This is a genomic window from Burkholderia sp. JPY481, assembly GCF_038900515.1.
GTDB lineage: Bacteria > Pseudomonadota > Gammaproteobacteria > Burkholderiales > Burkholderiaceae > Paraburkholderia > Paraburkholderia youngii.
Genome location: NZ_JAYMRT010000027.1, coordinates 25,775 through 43,438 on the forward strand (window position 1 = coordinate 25,775; position 17,664 = coordinate 43,438).

Below are 17,664 nucleotides of genomic sequence, written 5' to 3' on the forward strand. Positions count from 1 at the left end.
GATGGAGCGCTCGCGCGGATGCACGCTTTTTCAATGATGTCGGACGGTTTTTTTCTGTCCTTGTCGCTGTGCCTCGATATCGGTCTCGTCAACGTCGCGATCATTTCCCTGACGCTGTCGCACGGCTTCCGGCCGGGCTTCTGGCTCGGCCTCGGCTCGTGCGTCGGCGATCTCATTTACGCGGCGCTCGCGCTCGCGGGCATGGCCGCGCTGCTGCAGTTCGAATCGGTGCGCTGGGTCGTGTGGATCGGCGGCGCGGCGATCCTGCTCTTTCTCACCTGGAAGATGGGGCGCGAAGCGATGTTCCCAGCCACGGCGCCCGCTGTAGCCGGCGAAGGCGACGCTACTGCGCCGCATCAGTCGCCATGGCGCGGCTTCCTGCGTGGCGTGCTGCTGGCGGTGTCGTCGCCTTCAGCGATCCTGTGGTTCGCGGCGGTCGGCGGCGCGCTGATCGCGAAAGCCGGCGCAACGAGCCCGACGACTGCTCTGATCTTCCTCGGCGGCTTCTTTCTCGGCGGCCTGTGCTGGACGCTTTTTATCTGCGGCCTTGGCAGCCACGGACGCAAGCGCGCGGGTGCCGGTCTGCTGCGGGCGTGTCACGTTCTGTCGGCGCTGCTGTTCGCGTATTTCTCGTACAGCGTGATCGTCAACGGGTATCACGACCTGATCGTACAGAGCACCGCACAAGTGGCAAGCTGAAGCGATCCAGAATAAAAAAACGGCTCGCATCGGCGAGCCGTTTTTTCTTCATGCGTCTCGGCGTCAGTCGCTCAGGCGAGGTACTGCGCGAGCTTCGGCAAATCGACGTTGCCGCCGCTCACCACCACGCCGACGCGCTTGCCCTTCACCGGCACGATGCCATTCAGCACCGCCGCCGCCGCGAGGCAACCGGTCGGTTCGACGACGATCTTCATGCGCTGCGCGAAAAAGCGCATCGTCTCGATCAGTTGCGCGTCGCTGACCGTTTCGATTCGCGCGACCAGCCGACGGATGACCGCGAACGTGTAATGGCCCAAATGCGTCGAGGCGGCGCCATCGGCGATCGTGCGCGGCGTGTCGATATGGACGATCTCGCCGCGCGCGAGCGACTGCTGGCCGTCGTTGCCCGCTTCGGGCTCGATGCCGATCACCGTGCAAGCCGGACTCAGCGCAGCAGCCGACAACGCGCTGCCGCTGATCAGCCCGCCGCCGCCAAGGCACACGAACAACATGTCGAGCGGGCCGGTTTCGTCGATCAGCTCTTTGACCGCGGTGCCCTGCCCGGCGATCACGTGCGGATGGTCGTACGGCGGAATCAGCGTCATGCCGCGCTCCTCGGCCAGGCGCCGGCCGATTTCCTCGCGATTTTCCTTGTAGCGATCGTACGTGATCACTTCACCGCCGTAGCCTTTGGTCGCGGCGACCTTGGCCTCGGGCGCGTCGTGCGGCATCACGATCGTCGCGTGAATGCCGGCGAGACACGCCGACAGCGCGATCGCCTGCGCGTGATTGCCCGACGAATAGGTCAGCACCCCCGCCTTGCGCTGCTCCGCGTCGAAATGCGAAATCGCGTTGTACGCACCGCGGAACTTGAATGCGCCCATGCGCTGGAAGTTTTCGCACTTGAAGAACACCGACGCGCCAGTGCGCTCGTCGAACGTGCTCGACGTCAGAACGGGGGTGCGGTGCGCGACGCCTTCGAGACGCGTGGCGGCGTCGAGGACGTCATCGAAGGTGGGAGCGGGAAGCGCTTGCATCGGCGAAGCTCTCCTGAAGCGGTGGCGAAGCAGCCATTCTCCCAGCTTCATCGATGCTTTGGAATGGTGCTTGCGGGAGCGCGCGACGCCTGCGAGGAACCCTGCGGAAAGCAAAAATCCAGCGATACAAATAGAAGCGGCGTAACCCGGCACAAGCCTGTGTTACGCCGTCGACGTTCCCGCGCGCGTCATGCGCGCCCGCGCTTCTTAATGACGATAGTACGGGTGTCCGTAGCCGCCGCGATAGTAGCCACGGTAGCCGTGGTAGTAGCCGCGATAGTAAGGGTGGCCATAGCCGTAATAGCCGCCGACCACTACTGGAGCCGGTGCGACCACAACCGGCGGCGCATACACCGGCGGAGGCGGCGGCGCGTAATAGACGGGCGGCGGCGCCGCATAGACCGGATAGGCGGGCGCGATCGGCACCCCAAGGCCGATACCGACGGAAACACCTGCCTCAGCAGCCCCGGCTAGTCCCAAGCCGAGTGCGGCTGCAACGACAAACGGAACGATCTTTTTCACTTCTATTCTCCTAGCGCGGCCTGCCAAGGTCGCCGACTGCGCATGCCTCGCATGCTGCGGAATCAATGTATCTAAAAAGCCCCGGCCGAACTGTTCGCATTTGTTGCAAATTGCAAGGGCGGGCCGAAGCGTTTGGCCGGGCGCCGCACGAGCGCGCCTACGCGCCGCCGCGACGACCGCAAAATGAGCCGTGAATCAAGGGGTTGCACGCGAGCGACGGACCGCGTGTCATAGGTCTGATCGTGCGCGAGGGGCTAGAGTTCGCGCATCGGTAAACTTTAATTACAAATTCGATTCAATCCTGACAGCCCGGAGGAATTTCCCAATAAAAAATGCCCGGCTCAATGACTCGAGCCGGGCATTTTCTCACCTGTGAAGACCGCGCGCCTAGCCGACCTTCACGTACACGAATTCGCGGGACACATTGGGCGGCACGTATGCGCCGCTGATCCGCACGCGCGGCGTCAGGCGTTTTTTCTGATCCCACCAGCGACGGCGCTGGGCGTGCGTCAGGAACCGCAAGTGTTTTCGGTAAGAAAAAATACTCATCGCTACCCTCCCGATTTTCTGACTGCGAACGAAGTACGAAAATACGACGGTCAAAACCGGCTCATCGACCACTGTTCCTGTCACTACGATTGTGAGCAGTTTTCACACCCATGGGCGTCGCGCCACCCGATGACCGACCGTTGGCGCCATATCGCCCGCAAACTCATCCGACGACAGGTGTCGACCCGAGGGGCCGGATCGCGCTCGCGCTGCGCCGGATGCGAGATACTGCTGCTTTCCCGTTCACACGATCCGTCGGGAGCAGGTGACCATGTCCCAGTCTTCCTTGCCGCGCGTCGGCTTCATCGGCGCGGGGCGGCTTGCGCGCTGTCTCGCGCTCGCGTTTGCGCGCGCCGGCTACCCGGTCACCGCGGTGGCGAGCCGCTCGGCCGATTCCGCGCGCCGGCTCGCCGCCCAGATCGCACACTGCGCGGCCTCAACCGACCCGCAACGGGTCGTCGACGCCGCCGATATCGTTTTTTTAGCCGTTCCCGACGACAGCATCGGTACGACAGCGCACACTCTCCGCTTTGGCGGCGATGCGGCAAGCCACCCCGGCAAGGCGCTCGTGCACTGCAGCGGCGCATCGCCGGTCGAATTACTGGCGCAGGCGCGCGATCAGGGCGCGGCGATCGGCGGCTTTCATCCGCTGTATCTATTTAGCGGCGAGCTCGCCGATCTCGAGCGGATCGCCGGCTGTTCGGTGACGATCGAAGCCGACGGCGAACTGAAGGAGACGCTGACCGCGCTCGCGCTCGCGCTGCGCTGCCATCCGCTGTCGATTCCGCCGGGCGGCCGCATGCTGTATCACGCCGCCGCGCACTACGCGGCGAGCTTTGCGCTCTGCAGCCTCGCCGAATGCGTCGCGTTGTGGCGCACGCTCGGCTTTGCCGAAGACGACGCGCTGCGCGCTCTCTTGCCGATGCTCGCCGGCACGATCGAAACCGCGCGCGACAAGGGCCTGCCGAACGCGCTCGCGGGACCGGTATCGCGCGGCGACACCGGTGTCGTCGAGAAGCAGCTGGCGCTGCTCGAAAGCTTCGACGGCGACCATGCCGCGCTGTACGGTCTGCTGACGCGCCGCGCGGTCAACCTCGCGCGACGGCGCGCCGCGCCGCCCGCGACGATTGAAGCGATCTCCGAAGCTGTGGAAGAATCGCTGGGCCGCTCGCTGAATCGGGCGGCAGCAGGTGCAAGCGTTGAGTAAGCCGTGATAATGTGACGTCCGGCGCGCCGGGCGAAGCAGACGCGAATCACGCGACGACCCGCGCCGCGCCTCGGGATCAACAGACGAGAACGCACAATGATCAAGGTCAGCATCCTCTACCCGTACCGGGAAAATGGCCGCTTCGACATGGACTACTACTGCGCGACCCATATGCCGCTCGCGGCGAAACTGTTCCGGCCGGCGCTGAAAGGCTGGTCGGTCGACGCGGGCCTGAACGCCGGACCGCCCGGCACGCCGCCGCCTTACGTGGCAGCGGGTCACTTCCTGTTCGATAGCGCGGACGACTTCTATGAAGTGTTCAAGCCCGCGTCCGAGCAACTATTGGCGGATATCCCGAACTACACCGACGGCGGCAACGGCACGATCCTGATCAGCGAGGTCCGGATTTCCGTGTGATGCCGGACAGACAACCACTGGTAGGCGGTGCGCAATGGCGTCGAACCTCCGGTTGGCTAACGAGTTAATCCAGAAAACCGCTGGCGCGCACCGATCGGGCGACGCCGGCAGCCCGCGGCCCGCCGGTGGCCGTTATCAGAAGCATAAGGACACGAGATGTTTGGCGATATCGCCCGTTTTCTGCTCAATACCATTTTCACGCTGTTCGGCGCGGCGCTGCTGTTGCGCGCGTGGCTACAGGTCGTGCGCCTGCCGCCGTACAACCCGGTCTCGAATGCCGTGCTGCAAGCGACCAACTGGATCGTGCTGCCGTTGCGGCACATTCTGCCGAGCACGCGCAGGATCGACTGGGCGAGCGTGGCCGCGACGCTGATCGCCGCGATTATCTACGTCCTCCTGATGATCGTGATGACCGGTGCCGATCCGCTGACGCTCGTGCCGACGCTGCTGATCGTCGCGGTACTCACTGCGATCAAATGGGCGCTCAATCTGATCATCTGGATGACGATCCTGATGGCGCTGCTGTCGTGGCTCAATCCGCGCTCGCCGGCGATGCCGATTCTGTATCAGCTGACGGCGCCGTTTCTGAATCCGCTGCGCCGCGTGCTGCCGAAGTTCGGCGGTATCGATGTGTCGCCGATCCTGCTGTTCGTGATCGTGCAAGTGCTGCAGATGGTCGTCACGCGCGCGGCGGTCCAACTGACTTATTTTGTGATCTGACCTGAGCGCGTTGGAGACGCCGCCGCTTGCGACCGCACGCGGCGGCGTTTTCGTGTCTGCTGATCGTTGTGGCGGCTTCGACCGCCTCAGGCGGTCAATTTTCGGATCGCCAGGCTGGGTCGCGAGCCGTGGATCAGAACGTACTTCAGTCGCCCTCCGCAGCCGCGGTCGCCGCCACGCGCTCGCGCGCTGGCACGGCCACCGCGGGTCGCGGCAACGCCGGCTGGTCGACACGCACGCGCGCCGGCGCCTGAGTCGACGCCCGCGCCGGCTTCGACACGGCCGCCGCAAAACCGCGGCTCTCCGCGGTCCGGAACACCGACACCGTCTGCTTCATCTTGCGCGCCTGCGCTTCGAGCGATTGCGCGGCCGCCGCGGCCTGTTCGACGAGGGCCGCGTTCTGCTGCGTGGTCTCGTCCATCTGCGTGACGGCCTGGCCGACCTGGTGAATGCTGCGGTTCTGCTCTTCCGAGGCCGTCGCGATCTCGCCGACGATGTCCGACACGCGATGAATCGCGTCCTTGATATCCGCCATCGTCGTGCTGACTTCGGCCGCCTGCTGCGTGCCGCCCTCGATGATCGCGACCGACGTCGTGATCATCTCCTTAATCTCCTTCGCCGCGCTAGCCGAACGCTGCGCCAGATTGCGCACCTCGCTCGCGACCACCGCGAAGCCGCGCCCCTGCTCGCCCGCGCGCGCCGCCTCGACGGCCGCGTTCAACGCAAGAATATTCGTCTGAAACGCAATGCCCTCGATCACGCCGGTAATCTCCGAGATCTTCGTCGAGCTGCCGCTGATCTCGCCGATCGTGCGCACCATGCCCTCGACCGCCGTGTTGCCGGTGTTGACGACCTGTGCCGCCTGAGTCGCGAGCGCGCTCGCGTTGCGCGCGTTGTCGCTGTTGCGGCCGACGGTCTGCGTCAACTCCGACATGCTCGCCGCGGTCTGTTCGAGCGAAGCGGCCTGCTCTTCGGTACGCGCGGACAGATCGATGTTGCCGCTCGCGATCTGCTGCGAAGCGATGCTGACCGACTCGGCGCTCTCGCGGATCGAGCCGATCGTCGACGCCAGACGCTCCTGCATGTGTGCGACCGCGCGCAGGATGCTGCGCTCGTCGGCGGCGCCGGTGTGCAGGCGCTGGCTCAGGTCGCCGCCCGCGATCTGCTCGACGACCTTCGCGACTTCGGCCGGTTCGCCGCCGATCTGCCGCACGACCGCCCGCGTCACCAGCAGCCCCAAGCCGATCGCAATCGCAACGCCGACGACCGCGCAGCTCGCGATCCACCACGTCACCGAGCGAACCATGTCGACGCCGTTCGCTACGCGCTGTCTGGCCAACTCATCGCGCACGTCCGACAGCTTGATCATCAGCGTGCGCAGCTTGACGTGCAGCGGGTCGGTGGTCGATTTGAGTTCGGCGAGCGCGCCGGTCTGATCGCCCTGGTCGGCTAGCGCCATCACCTTCGCGACCGAACTCATATAGGCCGGATAGGCGGCGTCGAAGTCGCTCAGCAATTGCTTTTGCGCGTCCGTGGTCGCGTGCTTGCGCTCGTAGTCGAACGCCGCCAGGATCGCCGCTTCACCGCCGTGATTCAGGCGCACCGTATCGGCGCGGCCCGCCGGCTCCGGATTCAGGATGTACGAATAGAGGCGACGGAAGTGCGAGGCCGCCTGCCACGCGGCGGTGCCGTCGTCGCGCACCGGCACGAATTCGCGGTCGTACATTTCGGTTTGCATCGTCGCGACTTCGCGCACCTTCAGCACACCGACCGTGCCGACGATGGCCGTCACGAACGCGCACAGCATCAACGAGCCGACCAGCTTGTGGCTCAGTTTCAGATTGGAAAACCACTGCATCTTGGGAAAGTCTCTTGAACAGGATGGGGAGCGCCGCGAGCGTGACGGCTTGCGGGTGCGCAAGCGCACGATGTTGGGCAGCATTCGGGTTAACGGCAGGTGCAGACGCCATCTGAAGACGCGCGCCGTTCTGACCGTCGACGCGAAAAGACGAGGCGGCCGTTCGTGCGCGCGAACCATACCCCTGCCCAAACCGCCCAAAAGCCTGTAAAATCGCGAGTTCCGCGGGCGTCGTATAATGGTAATACCCTAGCTTCCCAAGCTAGAGCCGTGGGTTCGATTCCCATCGCCCGCTCCACTTTCCTGCTGAGAATTCAGCGGAAGCTAGCAAGAGCCGCCTCCCTGAAGGCGGCTTTTTTGTAGTGGCAACGGCCCGGCACAGCGCGCAAGCCGCGCAGCCCTCACCCTTGCAGCAGCATCGACGATGATCCACGATCCAAACGACTCCGGTCTCCCGGACGACTCCCCGACTCCCACCAGCGCCGCAGACCACTCCACCCGCGACGGGACGAACCACGTCGACGGTACGCCCGGTGCGGCGCCGGCAGACACGCTTCATCACCGCCGCATCCGCAGCTTCGTCACGCGCGCGGGTCGCGTGTCGACCGGCCAGCGCCGCGCGCTCGATGAGTTCGGCCCGCGCTTCGTCGTGCCCTACACGCCGCAGCAGCCCGACTGGACCGGCGTGTTCGGCCGCGAAGCGCCGCGCGTGCTGGAGATCGGCTTCGGCATGGGCGCGACCACCGCGGAGATCGCCGCGCAGCGGCCCGGCGACGACTTCCTCGGCGTCGAAGTCCACGAGCCCGGCGTCGGCGCGCTGCTGAAGCTGATCGGCGAGCAGTCGCTGACGAACATCCGCATCATCCAGCACGACGCGGTCGAAGTGCTCGAGCACATGATTGCGCCCGACAGCCTCGACGGCGTGCACATCTTCTTCCCCGATCCGTGGCACAAGGCGCGTCATCACAAGCGCCGGCTGATCCAGCCGAAGTTCGTCGCGCTGCTCGTGTCGCGCCTGAAGCCCGGTGCGTATCTGCATTGCGCGACCGACTGGCAGAACTACGCCGAACAGATGCTCGAAGTGCTCGGCGCCGATCCACTGCTAGAAAACACCGCCGACACCTACGCACCGCGGCCCGACTATCGTCCGGTGACGAAGTTCGAGCGGCGCGGCCTGCGGCTCGGCCACGGCGTGTGGGACCTGGTGTTCCGCAAGCGCGCCGCCGCGTGAAGCGACGAAACGGCAAGCCAACGAAAAAAGGTCCGCATTTGCGGACCTTTTTTCATCGCACGGCCAACCTCAATCGGCCCAGCTCAACCCGCCGCTATAGCCGATCAGCAGGATCAGCAGACCGAAGCCGATGCGATACCACGCGAACACCGTGAAGTCGTGCGACGCGACGTAGCGCAGCAGCCAGCGGATGCAAATGAACGCACTGACGAACGCGGCCGCGAAGCCGAGCGCGAAGCTGCCAAGCGCGTCGGTGGTGAGCAGATGCCAATCCTTGTACAGCTCGTAGGCGGTCGCGCCGAAGATGATCGGGATTGCGAGAAAGAAGGAAAACTCGGTCGCGGCACGGCGCTCGATGCCGAACAGCATGCCGCCGATGATCGTCGAGCCCGAGCGCGAAGTCCCCGGAATCAGCGCGAAACACTGCGCCAGGCCGACTTTCAGCGCATCGAGCGGGCTCAGGTCGTCGATGCTGCGCACCCGCACCGCCGCGTCGCCGCGCGCACGCTGACGCGCCTCCGCCCACAGGATCACGACGCCGCCCGCAACCAGCGCGAACGCGACCGGCACCGGCGCAAACAGCGCCTCCTTGATCGACTTTTCGAACAGCAGGCCCAGCACGATCGCCGGAATCGTCGCGATGATCACGTTCAGCGCGAAGCGGCGCGCTTCCGGCCGGTTCGGCAGACCCACGATCACGTTGCCGATGCGGCGGCGAAACTCCCAGCACACGGCGAGAATCGCGCCGAGCTGGATCACGACATCGAAGGTCTTCGCGTGCTCGTCGGAAAAATCGATCAGACTGCCGACGACGATCAGATGCCCGGTGCTCGACACCGGCAGGAACTCCGTCAAACCCTCGACCACGCCGAGAATCAGCGCTTTGCAAGCCAGTAGCCAGTCCATCCGTGCCCCTTATCGCAGTTGGTTGTCGCAACGAAATGGGCCTGCACGGTCATGACTGGCATGCGCGGCCCTCGTGGCCGCACGTGCACGTCATCTTTCGACGATCTGCACGCGTATGCCGTTTGAAAGGATGGTGATTGTACCGGGTTCGTAATGGACGCCGGCAAATTGCAGTTGCTCGGGCTTGAACGTGTAGATCGGATAGTTGGTCAGCAATTGGGTCGCGAGCAGCGCCGCGGCGGCGTTGATCTGCTGCGTGTACATCTGCGCCTGGCCGCTCACGCTGACGTTATCGACACTTGGCGACTTGAGGATCACCGAACGGCTCGCCGCGTCGTAGGCAAGTTCGCTCGACAAAGTGAACACGCCATCGACCGGCTCTTGCAGGAACGGGCTCGCGAAACGCGCGTCGAGCTTCACCTGCACGCGGTTCGCATCGGGCAACATGCCCACCACCGGATTGCTCAGCGCGACGTCGAACACCTGCGACACCGTGCGCTGATACGGGAATTTGCGCTGCACGGCCTCCTGCACCTGCTTCTGCGAGAACGTGTATTGCGACGGCATGAACGGAAAAGTCGGGCTCGCGCACGCCGCGAGCGACACAGTGATGCCAAGCACGCTGCAGCCGGTCAGCGCGGCGCGCAGAAAGCGGCGCCGGGCCGGCGCTGCGGGTCGGGTCATGCGAAATCTCCTGTGGAAGCCCTTGCGGACATCGGCTTGCGTTGGCTGTGAGGTGGATGATGGCGCTTATCGCATGCCGCGCATCATGGATGCGATGCCGGTTGTGTTTGCGCCTCGAGTTGCGTGAGCCACGCGAGCGCTTCACCGCGATTCGCGCCGCACATCTCTTGTTGCGGTTGCAGACCCGAGCAGCATGAGGGCCGCTCCGGCCGGCCGAAGATCGCGCAGCGCAGATCGTCACCGAGTTGCACGCAGCGAACGCCCGCAGGCTTGCCGTTAGGCATGCCCGGAATCGGACTCGAAATCGACGGCGCGATACAGCACGCGCCGCAATCGGGACGGCACGCGTGATCGTCCACTCGTGCGCTGTTCAACCTTTGATCCACGTCATCTTTCCTGAACTCAAACCTTGGCAACGCGTTGCCAGACCCGCATTGTGCCACTGCGTGTCTGTGCGACCTTTTTACACGAACGGAGCCCGCAGACGCGCACTTAAACTGAAAACTACCGAATGGCCATGCACACGCGATACGCCGCGAGCGCCGCCCACCGTCCGATACCGCTCATGTCCCTAGCCGACACCCTGTTCCGCCCCGACCTGCTCGCGCGCTACAGCGCGAATGGTCCCCGGTATACGTCCTATCCGACCGCGCCGCAGTTCCGCGAATCGTTCGACACCGCCGACTACCGCCGCCCCGCCGCCGACCCGGGCGCCGCGCCGATCGATCTGTCGCTGTACTTCCATATTCCGTTTTGCGACACCGTGTGCTTCTACTGCGGCTGCAACAAGGTCGTGACGAAAAATCGCGCGCATGCGCGGCCGTACCTGGAGCGGCTCAAACGCGAAATCGGCTTGCAGGCAGCGTGTTTCGATACGCAGCGGCCCGTGTCGCAACTGCATTGGGGCGGCGGCACGCCGACGTTTTTGTCGCATCATGAGATGAGCGAGTTGATGGCCGCAACGCGCGAGCACTTCAATCTGCTGCCCGACGATCAAGCCGAATATTCGATCGAGGTCGATCCGCGCGAGGCGTCGCCCGACACGATCGCGCTGCTGCGCCATCTCGGCTTCAACCGGCTGAGCCTCGGCGTGCAGGACTTCGATCCGCGCGTGCAACAGGCGATCAATCGCATCCAGCCGTTCGAGATGACCGCATCGGTGATGCAAGCGGCGCGCACACACGGTTTTCATTCGATCGGCGTCGATCTGATTTACGGCCTGCCGCATCAAACGGTCGCGAGCTTCAGCCGCACGCTCGACACGATCCTCGAACTCGCGCCGGACCGGCTGTCGGTGTTCGCGTATGCGCACATGCCGCAGCTCTTCAAGATGCAGCGGCAGATGGATGCCGCGACGCTGCCGTCGAGCGAGGAGCGGCTCGCGCTGCTGCAACGAGTGGTCGAACGGCTGACGGAGGAGGGTTATGTGTACATCGGCATGGATCACTTCGCGCTGCCCACCGACGATCTCGCGCGCGCGCAGGCGCAGCGCACGCTGCATCGCAATTTCCAGGGCTATAGCACGCGGGCCGAGTGCGATCTGATCGGCTTCGGCGCCTCGTCGATCGGCAAGGTCGGCGACGTGTACGCGCAGAACGCGCGAGAGCTGCCCGCCTACACCGACGCGATCGATGCGGGCCGGCTCGCGATCGCGCGCGGCATCCGCCTTTCCGCCGACGACCGTCTGCGGCGCGACGTGATCACGCAGCTGATGTGCAACCTCGAACTGCGTTTCGACGAATTCGAGGCGGCGTACGGCATCCGCTTCGCCGACACGTTCGCGCCGGAACTCGCGCGCTTGCGTGCATTCGAGGACGACGGGCTGATCTCGCTCGGCGCGCGCAAGCTCGAAGTGCGGATGGCCGGCCGCATGCTCGTGCGCAATCTCGCGATGGTATTCGACCGCTATCTCGGCGAGCAGACGCTCACACGGTTCTCGCGCACGGTTTGAGCACTGCTCGCCGCGCACGCGCTGCGGCGGGTGAAGGTAATCGGCTTGCCCGTCGACCGATTTTCGGCCATAATCTGCGTCTTCCTCGCGCGCTGAACTTCTGAAGCGCGCCGCAGTATCTGCCCAGGTGGTGAAATTGGTAGACGCAGGGGACTCAAAATCCCCCGCCGCAAGGCGTGCCGGTTCGATTCCGGCCCTGGGCACCAAACAAACACTCTTCAACCGGTTTCAACGGTTCCCACGAAGCCCCGACAGCCAGCGCTGAGCGGGGTTTTTGTTTGCTGTGGTCTCCAAGGTTTCACCAGCGATTACAACCCCCATCAGGGGCCGTTTGGCGCGTTGCCACGATCCGTAACACGAAGCCGGGTGAAAAACTGCAGAAGCTGTACGGCGGCGGGCTGCTGCTCGTCACGCCAACGAGCAACAAGCGATGCATTTTCAAGTACCGTTTTGCCGGAAAGCTACGGGTTCCCCAGCGCACGCGATATCAAGCACCCGATGAGTGAAGCGGCTATCAATGCCGCGCTTCGGCGGCTTGGCTACGATGCGCGCACGGAAGATCACCGGCCACCGCTTCCGGGCGATGGCGCGCACGATCCTGCATGAAGAACTGAAATAGCCCTTTCCGTTTCTGCCTCAAGGCAGCGGAAGCTTGCTGTCATCGAGCCGGCGCGGAGGATTGGCTCCCCAATGTGCGTTGATCTGTTCCGGAGTCTCGGGAGGCCATTTCACGCCCATGCTGATGATGCGGTCCCGAATTCGGACCAGCTTCCTGTAGGCCGGTGAATCAGGCGCGAAGGTATTAAGGTCGTCCCAGATCCCTAATGGGAATGACTCGCCGTTAATGTTGTAGGTGTTGGGCTTTGCCCCATGATCCAGCAGGTAGTCAATCTGATCCAGTGCGCGATTTGCCAGCGCTTCATACAGCACTGAATTGCGCAACGAATCGCGTCGGTTCACATCCGCGCCGCGCTCGACCAGCAGCTTGAGTGAGTCGGATGTCGACTCTCTTGCAACAAAGAAAATGATGGGTCTGCGGCCCTCGATCATGGTGTTGGGGTCAACCCCGCCGTCCAGCATCGCGCTCAGGAATTCCGGGTGCGAGCTGTTGAGCACCACTCCGAGGGGACTACCAAAATCCGGTACGGTCTGCAAAGGATCGGCCCCGGCCCTCACCACCTCCGACGCAACCGCAAGCCGATGCGGGTCGCGCTGCAATGCTTCCTGAAACGCAAAAAACAGCATCGTCATGTTCTTGCGTCCCGGCGTGTTCAGATCGGTCGTTGGTGCCAGTCGCCGGACCTGCTCCATGTCGCCGCGTTCGATGGCCTGCGCCAGTTCGAGTTGCGGGCCGCTAAAAAAATCAGTGGCGGGAAATTTTTTCATTGCATGAACCACAGGAGATAGCGCCAGTAACAGCACCGGCACGATAAGGATTCGGCTGAGTGTTTTCATCGCTTTCAGCCTCGCTATGACAGTGTTTCAAGTACGGTGATGTCCTCCGCCTTCTGCTGCTCGATGCCGTCAATTGCCTGCGTGATGAAGTGCCGCGACACGGGCGAGCCGCTGCCGGGAAGGAGATAGGGAGTACCGGCTGCACCGGGCAGGGGCGTCCACGTCTGTGCGACGGTCAGAATGTCGCCGTTCACATGGTTGGCATTGATGTTCGATGGCGTGGCCTGGCCGCCGTAGTGTTCGACCGTCTTCGGGTGCAGACCGGCGGCGTTGAAGCTCCAGCAGTCCTTGCCGCTGGCCAAAGAAGCGGCAGAGCACAGACCGCCACCTAGCGAGTGTCCGGCAATATCAATTGGCGCCTGCGTGCGGCGCATCTTCCATCCAATATCTACGGCACGCTCATAGTAAGGCGATTTCCAATCCACGCTCTGGTTAAAGTTGTTCGACCAGTCGCTCAGGCTCGTCATTTCGGTTCCCTTGAACGCGAGCGTGGGCTTCATCTCTCCGCCGAAGACATCAGGATCGGGTTCATATAGCTGCGCCCGGAAATTTGAACCTTCTATTTTCAGATCAAGCGGATCAAGTCGATATTGATCCAGAAATCCCCTATCCCCGCTGCGGTTCGCCCACCCTTCGGGCACCGGCCCGGACGGCTCGTAGACATGATCGGAGAGTCTGGCCTTCTCCGCCGCGACATTGTTGCGTGCGAGCCGTTCAGCCGCCGCCCGCACGCGCCCGGACATGGCCGCATTGCCCGTCGCAATCAGCGCCTTGCGCGTCTGCCACCGCTGCGCCTTGGTCAGTGCCTTTGGTATCTCGATGTGTGGCGGTGTCGCCCTGGCTGCGCGCGCAGCGGCTAACTGGGCTTGCCAGGTGGCCGGATCATACTGGACGGACAGAGTGGGTTCGCCGTCCGGATGACTGCCGGTCCTCGCTACGGGATTCCTCAGCGGCGTGCTGCGGTAAGGTGACGGAAACAGGCCATTACGCGGACCTCTAATGGCAAGCAGTTTGCCCCGGCGAACCTCTTCGAGAAGAGCAACGATGACCCACCATCCATCGGTGTCGGGGTTACGGTACCGCGCGCTATGGAAAAACAGCCAGCCAGTCTTCTGGATACGCCTGACCAGCTTCCGGTCCTCCTCCCACTTCCTGTGATTCAGTGCGGCAATCTCGAGAAATTCCCGGGTCTCCGCCCTGGCCTTCTGACGGTCTGCTGCCTTGCCAAGGCACGCTTTATAGTGCCACTCGTCACAGATGACATAACAGGCACCCAGTGGCCGCTGGCAGAACAGCTCCACTGAGTGCATCTCAAATACGGACAGGGACATAGGTGTGTCGTTGGTCTATCTGAAGTCGCTGCCGGAGTTGACAGCAGTCAGATAATTACCGTGCGACAGGCAGTCCGTACATGGGCGACCGCCCAAAATGTCCGCCTTCCGAAGAAACAGAAAAGCCCCCGCAAGAACATGGAGGCTCCGCGCCCGCAGGCTCACGAACTTTGCATCCTGCTCCGCGAGCAATTCTCTGATACCCATTGCACCTTCATGCGAAGCCCTTATGAGGAGCCGCGCCACACCGGGATCGTTCATCCAGGCTGGTAAGCCCGCTCTCGCGATCCCACTTCTGACGGTGGAAAGTACCTTGCAACACAGAGCAAGTAAATGATCAGCGCCGCGACCGTGTAGGACACAAAACGCGCCGCAAAGAACAGCAAGACCACGACGACCGCGGCCAGCAACATCTCCAGTCTAGGACCTAGCGCCGACAGCTGCCCGTCGCGCGCTTCGAATGCGGTGCCCAGCAGGATCAGCAACGGGATCAACGCGAGCACCATGTGGATCGGCTCGAGGATCGGATAAGCCACGAGCATCGTCATCGACGCGAGCGCGTAATCGATGCGGCTGTCCTGATGGCGGCGAAACACCAGATACGCGGACAACAGGCAAGCAGCGAGCACCAACGCATGCGAGACGACCGTTATCGACGTACCGGACATCGACATGCCGAGCGTCGTCGATAGCGTCTGCAATGCGCCCCGCACGGCGTTGTTCATCGGCGCGCCGCCTCCGCTCATCGCCATTGCCATGCCGTTCAGGCGCGGCATGTCCGACACGAAGTAGTGCCACAGAACGTCGAAGCCGAGCCGCGCTCCGGTAATCAGTGTGAAGGCAATCGCAACCACGCTCGCCATGACGAATGTGCGCCATTCGCGGCGCAGCAACAGCAGACCGGCGACAGCGAGAGGCGTGAGCTTGATCGCGATCGCGAAGCCGAGAAAGAGTCCTGCGGCATAGCCTTTGCCACGCTCGATCAGCGCGAAGGTCGCAATCAGCAGGAAGAACAGTAGTTCATTCGACTGGCCGTCGTAGGTGTCTTCGACGAGCGGAAAGCTCAGCAGCGCGACCGCCACCAGCAGCAGGTTGACGCTACGCTCCGTGCCGCGGTACGCCATCGTGACGACGAGATACAAAGCCAGCGCGAACAACACGATCGACGCACTCACCCAGACGATTTTCGCGGCGAGCGGCGTCAGCAGCGCGAGCGGCGCAAACGCTAGCGAGAACTGCGGCGGGTAGGCGTAGAAGATGTCGTCGCCGGTCGAGCGCGCGCCGATGCCCTGCAAAAACGCGATCAGTGCGTCGTGGTCGTACAGGCGCGCCGGGTCATGCAATACGACGTGGAACGCGTACAGATAGAAATTGAAATCGCCGAAGGCGTCGGGGACGTCGCCACGAAACTTCGCGACGACGTGCAGGATGCGCAGCGCGAGGCAGGCTACCGCAATCAGCAGAAGGAGCGCGGCACCCGCGCCGAAGTTCGACTTGGTCCGTACGGCAGCTGCGTTGAACATCGTGTCTCTCCGTGCCGGCTTCGTGCCGGACGACCGGACAGAGATTACCGGTTCGCAAAAAACGATCTGTGCGCTCGCCCACACGGGAGCGACCTATGCGGGGAACTTCGGCGCGTGAAGATCAGCTCGCAACCCCGGCGCCAGCGCGCGCCACCTCGCGACGCCGCTTGATCACGTAGCCGCCCCACATTAGCACGAGCCATGCCGGCACCAGACACACCGAGGCCGACAAGCCCGGCGTCAGCGCCAGAATCACGAGAATCAGCGCCATGAACGCGAGGCAGATCCAGTTGCTGAGTGGAAACCAGAACGAGCGGAACACCAGCGTCTCGCCCGCGGCCACCATCGCCTTGCGCGACTTCAGATGCGTGAGGCTGATCAGCGCCCAGTTCAGCACCAGCGCCGCGACTACCAGCGACATCAGCAGACCGAGCGCTTCGGCCGGGATCACGTAGTTGATGATCACGCATGCGAACGTCGCGAGCGCGGACAGACCGATCGCCAGATACGGCACGCCGCGCCGGTCGACCTTCAGCAGCGCGCGCGGCGCGTTGCCCTGTTCGGCGAGACCGTACAGCATGCGGCTATTCGCGTAGACGCCGCTGTTGTACACAGACAGCGCCGCGGTCAGCACGACCACGTTCAGCACGTTGGCGGTCAGCGAAGAACCCATCTGCGAGAAGATCATCACGAACGGGCTGCCGCCCGCCGCCACCTCGTTCCACGGATACAGCGACAGCAGCACCGCGAGCGAGCAGATATAGAAAATCAGGATCCGCAGGATCACCTGGTTCACGGCCTTCGGGATGCTTTTCTGCGGCTCGGCGGCCTCGGCCGCCGTAATGCCAATTAACTCCAGGCCGCCGAACGAGAACATGATCACCGCGAGCATCATGAACAGGCCGTGAAAGCCGTGCGGGAAAAAGCCGCCGTGGCTCCACAGGTTCGCGACCGTCGCCTGCGGGCCGCCGTGACCGCTGATCAGCAGATAGCCGCCGAATACGATCATGCCGATCACCGCCGCGACCTTGATGATCGCGAACCAGAACTCGGTTTCGCCGTAGGCCTTTACGTTGGCGAGATTGATAGCGTTGATGATCGCGAAGCACACCAGCGCCGACAGCCATGTCGGCACGCCCGGCCACCAGAAATGCACGTACGTGCCGACCGCGGTCAGCTCGGCCATGCTGACGAGCACATAGAGCACCCAGTAGTTCCAGCCCGACAGGAAGCCCGGGAAATCGCCCCAGTACTTGTATGCGAAGTGGCTGAACGAGCCGGCGACCGGCTCCTGGGCGACCATCTCGCCGAGCTGGCGCATGATCATGAACGCGATGATGCCGCCGATCGCGTAGCCGAGGATCATCGACGGACCCGCGGCCTGCAGCACGCTGGCGGAGCCGAGAAAGAGGCCCGTGCCGATCGCGCCACCCAGCGCGATCAACTGGATGTGACGATTCTTGAGCCCGCGCTTCAGGCCCTCTTGCTGCTTTGCACTATTCATTACGCCCTGCTGTGTGGAGATCGCTGCGTATGGCCGCTGCGCGTAGAACGCCGTCGAAGGCAGCGCTGTG

Annotated in this window: 17 protein-coding genes, 2 tRNA genes and 1 pseudogene; 9 read left to right on the forward strand and 11 right to left on the reverse strand. The window is 63.6% G+C overall.

Annotated elements, in window-relative coordinates; all coding sequences use genetic code 11:
- Nucleotides 1-18 precede the first annotated feature (18 nt).
- Nucleotides 19-699: a LysE family translocator gene (locus VSR82_RS34985; protein ID WP_429458221.1), complete on the forward strand. Its 681-nt coding sequence runs from the start codon at nt 19-21 to the stop codon at nt 697-699.
- A 71-nt stretch (nt 700-770) separates the two neighbouring features.
- Here the strand turns inward: VSR82_RS34985 and VSR82_RS34990 are convergent, their stop codons facing one another.
- From VSR82_RS34990 to VSR82_RS35000, 3 genes are all read right to left on the reverse strand, one after another.
- Nucleotides 771-1,736: a threo-3-hydroxy-L-aspartate ammonia-lyase gene (locus VSR82_RS34990; protein WP_429458219.1), complete on the reverse strand. Its 966-nt coding sequence runs from the start codon at nt 1,734-1,736 to the stop codon at nt 771-773.
- Between the two features lie 207 nt (nt 1,737-1,943).
- The gene (locus VSR82_RS34995) at nt 1,944-2,258 is read right to left on the reverse strand and encodes a hypothetical protein (protein WP_368584963.1); all 315 of its coding nucleotides are present in this window, start codon (nt 2,256-2,258) and stop codon (nt 1,944-1,946) included.
- A 387-nt stretch (nt 2,259-2,645) separates the two neighbouring features.
- Nucleotides 2,646-2,807, reverse strand: coding sequence for a hypothetical protein (locus VSR82_RS35000; RefSeq protein ID WP_013090236.1), 162 nt, complete (start codon nt 2,805-2,807; stop codon nt 2,646-2,648).
- Between the two features lie 271 nt (nt 2,808-3,078).
- On the opposite strand from VSR82_RS35000, the gene VSR82_RS35005 reads away from it, so the two are divergent.
- The 3 genes from VSR82_RS35005 (at nt 3,079) to VSR82_RS35015 (ending at nt 5,151) form a co-directional block, all read left to right on the forward strand.
- Nucleotides 3,079-4,014: a Rossmann-like and DUF2520 domain-containing protein gene (locus VSR82_RS35005; RefSeq protein ID WP_429458216.1), complete on the forward strand. Its 936-nt coding sequence runs from the start codon at nt 3,079-3,081 to the stop codon at nt 4,012-4,014.
- A 96-nt stretch (nt 4,015-4,110) separates the two neighbouring features.
- Nucleotides 4,111-4,431 (forward strand): EthD family reductase, encoded by a 321-nt coding sequence (locus tag VSR82_RS35010; protein WP_498858509.1) that lies wholly within the window; start codon nt 4,111-4,113, stop codon nt 4,429-4,431.
- A gap of 156 nt (nt 4,432-4,587) precedes the next feature.
- Nucleotides 4,588-5,151: a YggT family protein gene (locus tag VSR82_RS35015; protein WP_368584966.1), complete on the forward strand. Its 564-nt coding sequence runs from the start codon at nt 4,588-4,590 to the stop codon at nt 5,149-5,151.
- 145 nt (nt 5,152-5,296) lie between these two features.
- On the opposite strand, the gene VSR82_RS35020 is transcribed toward VSR82_RS35015, so the two are convergent.
- A complete protein-coding gene (locus VSR82_RS35020; RefSeq protein WP_429458214.1) occupies nt 5,297-7,009 on the reverse strand; it encodes a methyl-accepting chemotaxis protein in 1,713 nt (570 codons plus the stop codon).
- A gap of 224 nt (nt 7,010-7,233) precedes the next feature.
- Here VSR82_RS35020 and VSR82_RS35025 point away from each other — a divergent pair.
- Together VSR82_RS35025 and trmB are read left to right on the forward strand one after the other, a co-directional pair.
- Nucleotides 7,234-7,307 (forward strand) — tRNA-Gly (locus VSR82_RS35025).
- Between the two features lie 126 nt (nt 7,308-7,433).
- A complete protein-coding gene (gene trmB, locus VSR82_RS35030) occupies nt 7,434-8,240 on the forward strand; it encodes a tRNA (guanosine(46)-N7)-methyltransferase TrmB (protein ID WP_410851854.1) in 807 nt (268 codons plus the stop codon).
- A 69-nt stretch (nt 8,241-8,309) separates the two neighbouring features.
- Here the strand turns inward: trmB and VSR82_RS35035 are convergent, their stop codons facing one another.
- The 3 genes from VSR82_RS35035 to VSR82_RS35045 form a co-directional block, all read right to left on the reverse strand.
- Nucleotides 8,310-9,146, reverse strand: coding sequence for an undecaprenyl-diphosphate phosphatase (locus VSR82_RS35035; RefSeq protein WP_410851855.1), 837 nt, complete (start codon nt 9,144-9,146; stop codon nt 8,310-8,312).
- Between the two features lie 90 nt (nt 9,147-9,236).
- Complete coding sequence (locus VSR82_RS35040) at nt 9,237-9,830, reverse strand: DUF1439 domain-containing protein (protein WP_018434505.1); 594 nt, start codon at nt 9,828-9,830, stop codon at nt 9,237-9,239.
- 83 nt (nt 9,831-9,913) lie between these two features.
- Nucleotides 9,914-10,216, reverse strand: coding sequence for a YkgJ family cysteine cluster protein (locus VSR82_RS35045; protein WP_429458211.1), 303 nt, complete (start codon nt 10,214-10,216; stop codon nt 9,914-9,916).
- Nucleotides 10,217-10,395: 179 nt separating this feature from the next.
- On the opposite strand from VSR82_RS35045, the gene hemN reads away from it, so the two are divergent.
- From hemN to VSR82_RS35060, 3 genes and pseudogenes are all read left to right on the forward strand, one after another.
- Nucleotides 10,396-11,781 carry an oxygen-independent coproporphyrinogen III oxidase gene (hemN, locus tag VSR82_RS35050; protein WP_429458209.1) on the forward strand — a complete coding sequence of 462 codons (1,386 nt, stop codon included), beginning with the start codon at nt 10,396-10,398 and terminating at the stop codon, nt 11,779-11,781.
- Between the two features lie 121 nt (nt 11,782-11,902).
- A tRNA-Leu gene (locus tag VSR82_RS35055) sits at nt 11,903-11,987 on the forward strand.
- A gap of 256 nt (nt 11,988-12,243) precedes the next feature.
- Nucleotides 12,244-12,397, forward strand: a pseudogene (locus VSR82_RS35060) (integrase); the annotation flags it as partial.
- A 20-nt stretch (nt 12,398-12,417) separates the two neighbouring features.
- Here VSR82_RS35060 and VSR82_RS35065 read toward each other — a convergent pair.
- The 4 genes from VSR82_RS35065 to VSR82_RS35080 form a co-directional block, all read right to left on the reverse strand.
- Entirely contained in the window at nt 12,418-13,236 is an 819-nt protein-coding gene (locus VSR82_RS35065; RefSeq protein WP_368584972.1) for an ankyrin repeat domain-containing protein, read from the reverse strand.
- A 14-nt stretch (nt 13,237-13,250) separates the two neighbouring features.
- Complete coding sequence (locus VSR82_RS35070) at nt 13,251-14,567, reverse strand: Tle-like phospholipase domain-containing protein (protein WP_429458207.1); 1,317 nt, start codon at nt 14,565-14,567, stop codon at nt 13,251-13,253.
- Nucleotides 14,568-14,824: 257 nt separating this feature from the next.
- On the reverse strand, nt 14,825-16,090 hold the full coding sequence (locus tag VSR82_RS35075) for a glycosyltransferase family 87 protein (protein ID WP_429458205.1): 1,266 nt from the start codon (nt 16,088-16,090) through the stop codon (nt 14,825-14,827).
- 121 nt (nt 16,091-16,211) lie between these two features.
- The gene (locus tag VSR82_RS35080; RefSeq protein WP_429458203.1) at nt 16,212-17,594 is read right to left on the reverse strand and encodes an amino acid permease; all 1,383 of its coding nucleotides are present in this window, start codon (nt 17,592-17,594) and stop codon (nt 16,212-16,214) included.
- Between the last annotated feature and the right edge of the window lie 70 nt (nt 17,595-17,664).